This window comes from Mariniflexile sp., from assembly GCF_052728615.1.
Window position 1 is genome coordinate 58,024 of the sequence record NZ_JBFVFE010000021.1, and the last position, 11,465, is coordinate 69,488.

The 11,465-nt window shown below is 37.4% G+C and carries 9 protein-coding genes; all 9 read left to right on the forward strand.

The window, feature by feature from the left end; translation table 11 throughout:
• Nucleotides 1–50 precede the first annotated feature (50 nt).
• The 9 genes from ACU1LP_RS09840 (at nucleotide 51) to ACU1LP_RS09880 (ending at nucleotide 11,344) form a co-directional block, all read left to right on the forward strand.
• On the forward strand, nucleotides 51–1,193 hold the full coding sequence (locus ACU1LP_RS09840) for an N-acetylmuramoyl-L-alanine amidase family protein (protein WP_445736173.1): 1,143 nt from the start codon (nucleotides 51–53) through the stop codon (nucleotides 1,191–1,193).
• A 50-nt stretch (nucleotides 1,194–1,243) separates the two neighbouring features.
• Nucleotides 1,244–2,197 carry an MlaD family protein gene (locus ACU1LP_RS09845; RefSeq protein ID WP_445736174.1) on the forward strand — a complete coding sequence of 318 codons (954 nt, stop codon included), beginning with the start codon at nucleotides 1,244–1,246 and terminating at the stop codon, nucleotides 2,195–2,197.
• A gap of 11 nt (nucleotides 2,198–2,208) precedes the next feature.
• Nucleotides 2,209–3,522, forward strand: a complete 1,314-nt coding sequence (locus ACU1LP_RS09850; RefSeq protein ID WP_445736175.1) for a 4Fe-4S dicluster domain-containing protein — start codon at nucleotides 2,209–2,211, stop codon at nucleotides 3,520–3,522.
• Nucleotides 3,523–3,586: 64 nt separating this feature from the next.
• On the forward strand, nucleotides 3,587–4,378 hold the full coding sequence (locus ACU1LP_RS09855; RefSeq protein ID WP_445736176.1) for a (Fe-S)-binding protein: 792 nt from the start codon (nucleotides 3,587–3,589) through the stop codon (nucleotides 4,376–4,378).
• Between the two features lie 47 nt (nucleotides 4,379–4,425).
• Nucleotides 4,426–4,911 carry an ABC transporter ATPase gene (locus tag ACU1LP_RS09860; protein ID WP_445736177.1) on the forward strand — a complete coding sequence of 162 codons (486 nt, stop codon included), beginning with the start codon at nucleotides 4,426–4,428 and terminating at the stop codon, nucleotides 4,909–4,911.
• Between the two features lie 415 nt (nucleotides 4,912–5,326).
• On the forward strand, nucleotides 5,327–6,544 hold the full coding sequence (gene serB, locus ACU1LP_RS09865; RefSeq protein WP_445736178.1) for a phosphoserine phosphatase SerB: 1,218 nt from the start codon (nucleotides 5,327–5,329) through the stop codon (nucleotides 6,542–6,544).
• A 201-nt stretch (nucleotides 6,545–6,745) separates the two neighbouring features.
• Nucleotides 6,746–9,661 carry a glycoside hydrolase family 3 N-terminal domain-containing protein gene (locus ACU1LP_RS09870; protein ID WP_445736179.1) on the forward strand — a complete coding sequence of 972 codons (2,916 nt, stop codon included), beginning with the start codon at nucleotides 6,746–6,748 and terminating at the stop codon, nucleotides 9,659–9,661.
• A gap of 108 nt (nucleotides 9,662–9,769) precedes the next feature.
• Nucleotides 9,770–10,906, forward strand: coding sequence for an N-acetyl-alpha-D-glucosaminyl L-malate synthase BshA (gene bshA, locus ACU1LP_RS09875; protein ID WP_445736180.1), 1,137 nt, complete (start codon nucleotides 9,770–9,772; stop codon nucleotides 10,904–10,906).
• A gap of 189 nt (nucleotides 10,907–11,095) precedes the next feature.
• Nucleotides 11,096–11,344, forward strand: coding sequence for a hypothetical protein (locus tag ACU1LP_RS09880; RefSeq protein ID WP_445736181.1), 249 nt, complete (start codon nucleotides 11,096–11,098; stop codon nucleotides 11,342–11,344).
• The last annotated feature ends 121 nt before the right edge of the window (nucleotides 11,345–11,465 follow it).

Here is an 11,465-nt window from a genome sequence, read left to right on the forward strand (position 1 = left end):
ATTCAAGCTGATGATGGTCGTTACCCATTTTAAACATTATGATTTACCCCATGAAAACGTACAGAGTATTACTTTTCGTATCTTTTATAGCAGTATTAACATTCTCTTCATTTATAAAAGTTGATAAAAACCAGGCAAGAGAACAATTTGTTGTGGTTTTGGATGCTGGCCACGGCGGCCACGACCCCGGGAATATGGGCAATGGTTACAAAGAAAAGGACATTGCATTAAACATTGTGTTGGATATTGGAAGGCAACTCGAGAAAAACCCAAACATAAAAGTGGTGTACACGCGCGATAGGGATGTTTTTGTCGATTTATTTGTTAGGGGACAAATTGCCAACAAAGCAAAAGCCGATTTGTTTGTATCGGTACATTGCAATTCCCACCATTCCGATGCCCATGGTACCGAAACCTTTGTTTTGGGAACCCATAGAAACCAAACCAATTTTGAAGTGGCGAAAAAGGAAAACTCGGTAATTTTTCTTGAAAGCGACTATAAAAGTACGTATGGGGGTTTCGACCCAAATTCCGCAGAATCTGTTATGAGCATATTAATTAGCCAAGAAGAATACCTGGACCAAAGTATCATGTTGGCAAGTTTAATTCAAAAAAGATTCACTTCAAAACTACAAAGAAGCAATAGGGGTGTTAAGCAAGCGGGCTTTATTGTATTGCACCAAACGGTGATGCCCAGTGTATTGGTAGAAGTTGGTTTTTTAACTTTTAAAGAAGAAGGGGCATATCTAAATTCGCCAAAAGGCCAAAAGGATATGTCCAATTCCATTACCAGTGCTATTTTAGAGTATAAACATGCCTTGGATGGCAATGTGGGCGATTTTGTTTTTGAAGATGATACCGATAGTACCGCCACTTTAAGCCTAGTGGAAACACCAAAACCTATAGAGCAAATAAAACCCATGGACAACGCGATTGTATATAAAGTACAAATTGCAGCTACATCCAGTCCCATAGAACCTAAACCAAACAATTTTAACGGATTAAGCAATGTTTCAAGAGAAAAAGAAGGAGGCTTGTTTAAATATTTTTATGGAAACACCTCCGATTTCAATGTTACAAAAACACTTGAAGAAGAAGCCGTAAAAAAAGGATATAAATCCAGTTTTATCGTGGCTTTTAAAGATGGTAAAAAAATAAGCTTGGAAGAAGCCTTAAAAACAACTGCAAATTAAGTGGCTTCTTTTCAAATTTATTTTAAATTTGTTTATCTAAAACATTTATTTTGAAAATATCAAAAGAAGTTAAAACAGGCTTACTGGTAGTATCGGGAATTATACTTTTTATTTTTGGTTTTAATTACTTAAAAGGAAAAAACCTATTTGAGTCCACTAATATATATTATACGCAATTTGATTACAATGCGCTCAACAAATCCTCGCCCATTACAGTAAATGGCAACGTTGTTGGAAAAATTCAAGACATCGTTTATAACTATGATTCTGGTAAAACCACGGTGTCTTTTGAAGTCAATGAGGCTTTGAAATTCTCTAAAAACAGCACGGTAAAGATGTATGAAACCGGTTTGATGGGGGGCAACGGACTTGCCATACTTATAAGCAGTGAAGGCGAACCAGCAAAAGCAGGAGACACCTTACAGTCCAGAGTGGAACTAGGGCTGGTCTCAACCCTTTCAAAAAGTTTTTCAGGTATTAGCGATAATTTAGACGCTACCTTACAATCTACCGATACGCTTATGGTAAGCATCAATAAGTTGATAAATGATAATTCGGAAGTAGGCCTAAAACGCACCATCGAAGAACTCAACCATACCTTGAAATCGTTTAAGAGCACGTCCAATTCTGTAAATACCGTCATCTCTAACAATGATAAGAATATTACACAAATACTTGAAAAATTTAAAACCATTAGTACCGATTTATCGGTGCTTACTGCCGATTTAAAAAATGCCCATATTGGAAATACGGTGGAATCCCTAAATACCACCTTGAACAAATTAAACACCATTTTGGCGACCATCGATAAAGGCGATGGCACTTTAGGGAAATTACTAAAAGACGAAAGTGTCTATAACAATTTAGAAGGCGCCACTTTGCAGTTGGAACAATTGCTGCAAGATATGAAGCTGAATCCTAAAAGATATGTCCATTTTTCTTTGTTCGGAAAAAAAGCAAAACAGTATGATGCCGAAGGCAATGAAGTTAAATCCCAAAATTAATTGGCTAACAAATGACTTATTTGCCTAACATACTTTTTGCCATACTGCTTGTTATAGGTGTTGGATATTTTGCTAAAAACGTAAAAAAACTCATCCGAAACATTCATTTGGGCCATGATGTGGATGTTAGCGATAACAAACCGCAACGTTGGAAAAACATGGCGAGGATAGCTTTGGGGCAAAGTAAAATGGTGCGTCGCCCCATTGCCGGTTTTCTGCACATTTTGGTTTATTTGGGCTTTATCATTATAAATATTGAAGTACTGGAAATTATCATCGATGGTGTTTTTGGTACGCATCGCATTGGTTTAAGGATCTTGCCAACATCCCTTTACGGATTTTTAATTGGTTCGTTCGAGATCCTGGCACTTTTGGTTTTTGTTGCCGTCATTGTTTTCTGGATTCGCAGAAACATCATGAAACTGCAACGTTTTTGGAAAAGTGAAATGACCAGTTGGCCCAAAAACGATGCCAATTATATTTTGTATTTTGAAATGGTTTTAATGACCCTGTTTTTGGTCATGAATGCTACCGATGTTCAATTTCAAAGTATGGATTCGGGGAATATCATCAGTCAATATATCACAGCTTGGTTCGCTAATTTACCGCAAAGCACGCTCCATATTATTGAAAGAACCGCATGGTGGTTTCATATTACAGGTATTATGGTATTCCTTAATTACTTGTATTTTTCAAAACACCTTCATATATTATTGGCATTTCCGAATACGTTCTATGGAAAATTGGCGCCAAAAGGAAAGTTCAATAATTTAGAAGCCGTTACCAAGGAAGTAAAAATGATGATGGATCCCAATGTCGATCCATTTGCAGCTCCTGCAGAAGGAACAGCAACCGATATGCCCGCAAAATTCGGCGCCAGCGATGTGCAGGATTTGAATTGGGTACAATTGTTAAATGCCTATACGTGTACGGAATGCGGACGCTGTACCAGCGAATGTCCTGCCAACCAGACCGGTAAAAAACTGTCGCCCCGAAAAATAATGATGGACACCCGCGACCGATTGGAGGAAGTTGGTAAAAACATCGATGCGAATAAGGGCACCTTTAAGGAAGATGGCAAACAACTTCTGGATGATTATATCACCAGGGAAGAATTGTGGGCATGTACCTCGTGCAATGCCTGTGTGGAGGCTTGCCCCGTAAGCATCGATCCGCTCTCCATCATATTGGAGATGCGTCGGTATTTGGTTATGGAACAGAGTGCTGCCCCAATTGAATTAAATAACATGATGACCAATATTGAGAACAACGGTGCCCCTTGGCCATACAACCAAATGGACCGTTTAAATTGGAAAAACGAATAATCTAGTATAACGTATATCCTGCAAGGTTTTAAAAACCTTGTAGGTATTGATCAAACAATTTAAAATGAGCGAATTACTAAAAGTACCAACCATGGCAGAATTTATGGCAGAAGGCAAACAGCCAGAAGTCTTGTTTTGGGTTGGATGTGCAGGTAGTTTTGATGATAGGGCAAAAAAAATAACCAAAGCCTTTGTTAAATTATTGAACAAGGCGAAGGTAGAATTTGCAGTATTGGGCACTGAGGAAAGTTGTACGGGCGATCCCGCAAAACGAGCAGGGAATGAGTTTTTGTTTCAAATGCAAGCCGTAACAAATATTGAAGTGCTCAATGCTTACGAAGTTAAAAAAATTGTAACCGCTTGTCCGCATTGCTTTAACACCATCAAAAATGAGTACCCTGAGTTGGGCGGCAATTATGAAGTGATGCACCATACCCAGTTTCTTAAAACCTTACTTGATGAGGGGCGATTGACCATAGAAGGCGGACAGTTTAAAGGAAAACGCATCACGTTTCACGATCCGTGCTATCTGGGGCGCGCCAATAATGTGTACGAAGCGCCGCGCGATTTAATAAGGAAGCTGGAAGCGGAATTGATAGAAATGAAAAACTGCAAACGCACCGGCTTTTGTTGTGGTGCCGGAGGCGCACAAATGTTTAAGGATGCCGAAAAAGGCGATAAGGAAGTCAATATAGAACGTACCGAGCAAGCATTGGAAGTGCAACCGGAAATTATTGCAGCAGGGTGTCCGTTTTGCAATACCATGATGACCGATGGTATTAAATCCAAAGAAAAAGAATCAGAGGTTGCTATTATGGACATCGCAGAATTAATAGCCAATGCCCAGGATTTATAAATAAATCAAAAATCGTATATTAAAAATCGTAAATCGTATATTATTACATGTTAGTAGATTTCAATACATTACCAGAAGAATCACGGGTTTGGATATATCAAGCCAATCGCTCGTTCAATGAACAGGAACTTGAGGAAATACAATCTAAATTAGAGGTCTTCATCGAAAACTGGACGGCTCACGGAAGTGATCTTCAATCGGGCTATCTTATTAAATACAAGCGTTTCATCATTATTGGAATGAACCAAAACTTGAACAAAGCAACGGGCTGCTCCATTGATGCCTCTGTACATTTTATTCAGCAATTGGAAAAAGAATATGGCGTAGATTTAATGGACAAAATGAATGTTTCCTATAAACAGGGGGAATTTATAGCCTATAAAACCCTTAGCGATTTTAAAATAATGGCAAAGGAAAAAGCGGTTTCAAAAAATACCATTGTGTTTAACAATTTGGTTGCCAGTATTGCCGAATTTAATGAAAACTGGGAGGTGCCCGCTAGCGAGAGTTGGCATAGTCGGTTTGTTAAATAGGACTGACCCCCATTTGAAATCTTCACTATACAATTCAATAGAATAATTTATTAAAAAAAATTAAATACATAACAGAATTAGAATTAATCTGAAATTATTAAAAAAGTTACTAAATAATTCCTCCCCTTTTTTCAAGGGGAGGTGCCGATAGGCGGAGGGGTCAACAATAATAACTATTTTAATAATTAAAAGGTTTTATTGTCATTTATATAAGTACATGACAAAAATTGAAAAATAAATGTTATATAACTAATTGTCAGCAGTTTAATAATCTCATGTGTTCCAGACCTGTCAGGTTTTAAAAACCTGACAGGTCTCAATTTCAGTGGGATTAGTACCATTTACAGAAGGTCAATCTAATTTTTTGTCATGTACTTAAGTCATTTATTTAAAAAAAAATACAGAAGGTAGCACTATGGCCAATGACATTATCTTATTAAATATTTCGGGGCAAGATAAACCAGGATTGACATCAAGCTTAACAGCTGTTTTAGCGGCATACGATGCTAAAGTATTGGACATTGGTCAAGCAAACATACACGACACCTTGTCTTTGGGGATATTGTTTCAAATTCAATCGGGTGAAAATTCGGCTGCAGTTTTAAAAGATTTGCTTTTCCGCTCGTATGAATTGGGTATCCAAGCCAAATTCACACCAATCACTCCTGAAAACTATGAAAAATGGGTAAAACTTCAAGGTAAAGACCGCTACATTATTACTATTTTAGGAGAAAAACTATCAGCAGAACAAATATCGGAAGTTTCTAAAATAATTTCAGAAAAGAATTTGAATATTGATGCCATAAAAAGGCTTACCGGGCGTTTATCGCTTATTAGGGAAGAAGAATATCCAAGAGCATGCATTGAACTTTCCATTAGAGGTTACATTGCTGATAAAGCGGAATTGACCGAAAAATTCATGAAAGTCTCCAGGGAGTTGGATGTTGATATCGCTTTTCAAGAAGACAATATTTATCGACGAAACAGGCGTTTAGTCTGTTTTGATATGGATTCCACCCTTATTCAGGCAGAAGTGATTGATAAATTGGCAGAATTGGCAGGTGTTGGCGATGAGGTAAAGCTAATTACAGAATTGGCCATGCAAGGTAAAATTGATTTTAATGAAAGCTTTATTAGTCGCATGAAACTTTTAAAAGGTTTGAGCGAGGATGTGCTTCATGATGTGGCTATAAACCTACCCATAACAAAAGGCGCCAAAAGACTTATTGACACCTTAAAAAGCTACGGATTTAAAACAGCTATTTTATCGGGTGGGTTTACCTATTTTGGTCACTATTTGCAAAAAGAGTTTGGTATAGATTATGTGTATGCCAACCAATTGGAAATTAAAGATGGCGTTTTAACAGGTGGCTACCTCGGTGAGATTATAGACGGCAACAAGAAAGCCGAATATCTTAAGGAAATTGCAAGAAAAGAAGGGATAGACATCGACCAAACCATTGCCGTTGGTGATGGCGCAAACGATTTGCCCATGCTTAATCTTGCTGGCTTGGGCATTGCTTTTCATGCAAAACCAACGGTAAAGGATAATGCCCAAAGCTCTATATCAAGCATCGGGTTGGATGGGGTTTTATATTTGTTGGGATATCATGATAGGCATATTGATTTATAGAATATTTTATAGCTGACTAACAAATAGAAAAGTGTATTTTGGTTTAGTATTATATCTTCAAGAACTATTTGTTATGGACAACTAGTGTTCACAAACTTCTTATAAATCTATCACAAAGTCTTTTTTACTTCTTTTTAAAAGTAGTATTTTGGCATGATTATTAGTGCTATGATAATTGCTATTGTTAATTAATCCCAGTTTATGCGTCAAATCTATTTTATTTTAACCTCTTTTTGCATTTCCCTCTCAACTTTTGCCCAAATAGCAGAAAATCCACTTTTGGCAAAGGATGCTGTAGCACAACAAAAATGGGTGGATAGTGTATATAATTCCATGGCTTTAGCCGAAAAAGTAGGGCAGTTGTACATGGTCCAGGTCATGTCCAATCAAGATCAAGCAACAAAAGAAAAGATTATCGCAACCATAAGAGAGCAGCATATTGGGGGATTGATTTATTCACTTGGTGGTCCGGTTAGGCAAGCTAAATTGGATAACGAACTGCAATCCATTTCAAAACTTCCCTTATTGATTGGTATGGATGCGGAATGGGGATTGAGCATGCGTTTGGATTCTACCTATGCCTTTCCTTGGAACATGACCCTTGGTGCCATAAAAGACAATAAACTTATTGAACAAACCGGCCGACACATAGGCGAGCACTCTAAACGTTTGGGCGTCCATTTTAATTTTGCCCCCGTGGTGGATATCAATACCAATCCGCTAAACCCCATAATAGGAAATCGTTCTTTTGGCGAAGACAGGGATAATGTTACCGACAAGGCATTGGCTTTTATGAATGGTATGCAAAGTGCAGGGGTTTTGGCCAACGCCAAGCATTTCCCCGGGCATGGTGATACCGATCAAGATTCGCATAAAACCTTGCCAACAATCAGTTTCAATAAAACACGCATTGATTCCATAGAGCTCTATCCCTATAAAAAGCTTTTTAAAGAAGGATTGTCCAGTGTTATGGTAGCACATTTAAAAGTGCCAAGTTTAGAACCGACCGGTGTTCCTTCTTCATTATCAAAAAATATTGTAACCAACATATTAAAGGACTCTTTAGGGTTTCAAGGACTTATATTTACCGATGCCCTGACCATGAAAGGTGCAGCCGATTTTAAAGAGGTGGGCGACATAGATTTGGCAGCCTTTAAAGCGGGCAACGATGTAATGCTGATGTCTGAAAATGTGGGCATTGGGGTTTCAAAAATAATGGAGGCTTATAATAACGGTGACATTACAGAGGCACGGTTGGAACATTCGGTTAAAAAGATTCTTCAAGCTAAATATAAAGTCGGTCTAAACCATTATAAACCTATAGAGTTGAATAATTTGGTTCAAGATCTAAATAGATTAAAGGATGCTGTTTTATATGAAGAACTTATAGAAAACGCCATCACCATTGTAAAAAATGACAAGAGCTTGTTGCCACTTCGTGATTTGGAAACCAAAACCATTGCTTATGTTAAAATGGGAGATGATGACGGTTCAGTATTTTTGGATGAATTAAAAAAATACACGAAAGTCCATGACATTCAAGGAGATTCGTTAGTAGATTTAACAGCAAAACTCAATGATTATAACACGGTTATCGTGGGGTTTCACCGTTCAAACCAAACACCATGGAAACCTTTTAAATTTACTGATACGGAATTAACATGGCTTTACGAAATAGCCAAAACACATAAGCTTATTTTAGATGTTTTTGTAAAACCGTATGCGCTTTCAGATTTAACAACTATTGAAAATATCGAAAGCATCGTGGTAAGTTACCAAAACAGTGTATTGGCGCAACAAAAATCCGCACAACTTATATTTGGGGCCATTGAAGCGAAGGGTAGTTTGCCCGTTTCTGTCGGCCCCTATTTTAAAGCAGGAAAAGGTTTTCTGAACAATGTTTTGGAACGATTGAGCTATACCGTTCCCGAACGTGTTGGGATGGATTCCGAAAAACTTAAAAAAATAGATGCCGTTGCCAAAAAAGCCATAGATGGTGGTATGACACCCGGTATTCAATTACTGGTAGCAAGAAAAGGAAAGGTTATCTACAATAAAAGTTTTGGAAAACACACCTATGAGGATGACGATCCAGTGGTTTTTAATGATGTTTATGATGTGGCATCCTTAACTAAAATATTAGTGACTTTACCACTTTTAATGGAGCTGGAAGAAAAAGGGGTGGTGACTTTAGATACGAAGCTTTCTCAAATATTGCCAGACTATAAAGGTTCAAACAAAGCAAACATAACCTTAAAAAGCATGCTCTCGCATTATGCGCGGTTACGCCCATGGGAACCTTTTTATGTTCATACTTTGGATAATGAAACTAAATTGCCAAGTGAAAAATATTATAGAACCACACAAAGTGAAAAATTTAATATTGAAGTAACAGATAATTTGTTCTTGCGTTCTGATTACCAAGATTCCATTCAGAAAATAATTAGGGATTCAGACCTATTGCCAAAATTACAATACCGATATAGCGATTTCCCTTATTTTATTTTAAAGAAATATATTGAAGAGTATTACGACCAACCTCTGGATGTATTGGTGCAGGAGCATTTTTACCAATCGTTAGGCGCCAATAATACCATGTATAATCCTTTTCATAAAATAAGCAATCAAAGAATCATCCCAACGGAAATTGATGACTATTACAGGCATCAAAAAATACAGGGTTTTGTTCACGATATGGGTGCAGCCATGCAAAACGGCGTAGGTGGGCACGCAGGTATTTTTAGCAACGCCAATGACGTTGCTAAAATTATGCAAATGTATTTGCAGAAAGGATTTTATGGCGGAAAGCGTTATTTTAAAGCGGAGACCCTTGATAAATTCAATACTTGCTATTTTTGTGCCAATGGCAATAGGCGAGGGGTAGGATTCGATAAACCGCAATTGGGAGATGATGGCCCTACCTGTGGGTGTGTATCCTTAAATAGTTTTGGGCATTCTGGGTTTACGGGCACTTATGCTTGGGCAGATCCTGAAAAGGAAATTGTTTATGTGTTTTTAGCGAACAGAACCTACCCTAAAGCAGTGAGCAATTTATTGTTGAAAGAAAATATTAGAACCGATATACAACGCTTGATTTATGAAGCGATAGTTGAATAAAAAGTACTTGAAGTTATAAGTTGAAAGTACTTAAAGTTGACAAACAAAAAAACTTTAGGCACTTAAAACTTTAGGCACTTATAACTTTAGGCACTTAAAACTTAATATATGAAAATAGGCATAGTATGTTATCCAACATTTGGAGGTAGTGGAGTAGTGGCTACCGAGTTAGGTTTAGAGCTTTCTAAACGTGGCCACGAAATTCATTTTATAACGTATAATCAACCAGTACGTTTAGAGTTACTTAGCAATAATGTACATTATCATGAAGTAAATGTTCCAGAATACCCATTGTTTCATTACCAGCCTTATGAATTGGCTTTGTCGAGCAAATTGGTAGATATGGTAAAACTTCATAAAATCGAAATTTTGCATGTGCATTATGCCATTCCGCATGCCTATGCAGCCTATATGGCAAAAATGATGTTGCAGGAAGATGGTATTTATGTGCCCATAGTTACCACCCTGCACGGAACCGATATTACGCTTGTTGGCAGCCACCCGTTCTATAAACCGGCTGTTACTTTTAGCATCAATAAATCGGATACGGTTACCGCAGTATCACAGAGTTTAAAGGATGATACCTTGCGTTTGTTCAACATTAAAAATAATATTCATGTCGTGTCAAATTTCATCGATTTAGATAAATATAAACATGCTTTTACGGATTGCCAACGGAGAATGATGGCCAATGAAGATGAAAAAATAATAACCCATATTAGTAATTTAAGACCCGTAAAGCGTTCACAGGATGTTATCAGCATTTTTTATAATATCCAAAAAGAGATGCCTGCAAAACTGATGCTTATTGGCGAAGGTCCGGAAAAAGAGAAAATTGAATCCCGTTGTCAAGAATTGGGTATTTTGGATAAAGTTATTTTCTTTGGGAAAAGTAACGAGATAGATAAAATACTATGTTTCAGTGATTTATTTTTACTGCCATCGCAAACGGAAAGTTTTGGATTGGCGGCATTGGAGGCCATGGCGTCTGGAGTGCCCGTTATTTCCAGTAATACGGGTGGTATCCCGGAAGTTAATATCCATGGGGTATCTGGGTTTTTAAGCAATGTGGGCGATGTGGCGGATATGACCAAAAATGCTTTATATATTTTAAGTGATAAAGAACGATTGGCTACTTTTAAAAAGAATGCAAGACTTACAGCACAGAAATATGATTTACATCAGATTGTACCTCAGTACGAAGCCATTTACCAGGACACTTTGGCGAAACATTTAGTTATATAATAGGCAAGTTTGTATGCGGATTTTAAAATTCTACATGTTAATTATGTAATGTATCCTAAAAAAAATGTAATTTAACATGTATGTTTAAGTGATACATTTATAAAATAATTAATAAATACTATAAACATGAAAAAATCTGTTCTTTTTTTATTGCTTGTAATAGCAATGTCAACATTTCCAAGCACGACTATGGCGTCAGAGAAAGTGCCGGAACCAACCACTACAAAGCCTGCTGAAATCCCCGCTGAAGTCCAAGTGATGTTAGATCGCTTAGAAGAAATTAAAAACATGGACAGATCCGATTTGGAATCTTCCGATAGAAAAGCGCTCAGAGCTGAGGTGCGGGACATTAAGAAAAAAGTAAGGGCTTCAGGAAACGGACTCTACATTTCAGGGGGTGCTATCATCATCATTTTGTTATTGATCATAATTTTATAAGAATATTTAAAAAATAAAAGCGCCTCAAAAGGGCGCTTTATAAATGTGCGCTACGCATACCATATATCTATAGGGTGCAAATCCCGAACGAGCCTGCCAATGGGAATCGTCAGCCAAGAGC

What these genes read in the sequence shown, in the direction of transcription:
- ACU1LP_RS09840 (WP_445736173.1), top strand. Translation starts at nt 51, where the DNA reads ATGAAAACGTACAGAGTATTACTTTTCGTATCTTTTATAGCAGTATTA.
- ACU1LP_RS09850 (WP_445736175.1), top strand. Translation starts at nt 2,209, where the DNA reads ATGACTTATTTGCCTAACATACTTTTTGCCATACTGCTTGTTATAGGT.
- ACU1LP_RS09855 (WP_445736176.1), top strand. Translation starts at nt 3,587, where the DNA reads ATGAGCGAATTACTAAAAGTACCAACCATGGCAGAATTTATGGCAGAA.
- ACU1LP_RS09860 (WP_445736177.1), top strand. Translation starts at nt 4,426, where the DNA reads ATGTTAGTAGATTTCAATACATTACCAGAAGAATCACGGGTTTGGATA.
- serB (WP_445736178.1), top strand. Translation starts at nt 5,327, where the DNA reads ATGGCCAATGACATTATCTTATTAAATATTTCGGGGCAAGATAAACCA.
- ACU1LP_RS09870 (WP_445736179.1), top strand. Translation starts at nt 6,746, where the DNA reads ATGCGTCAAATCTATTTTATTTTAACCTCTTTTTGCATTTCCCTCTCA.
- bshA (WP_445736180.1), top strand. Translation starts at nt 9,770, where the DNA reads ATGAAAATAGGCATAGTATGTTATCCAACATTTGGAGGTAGTGGAGTA.
- ACU1LP_RS09880 (WP_445736181.1), top strand. Translation starts at nt 11,096, where the DNA reads ATGGCGTCAGAGAAAGTGCCGGAACCAACCACTACAAAGCCTGCTGAA.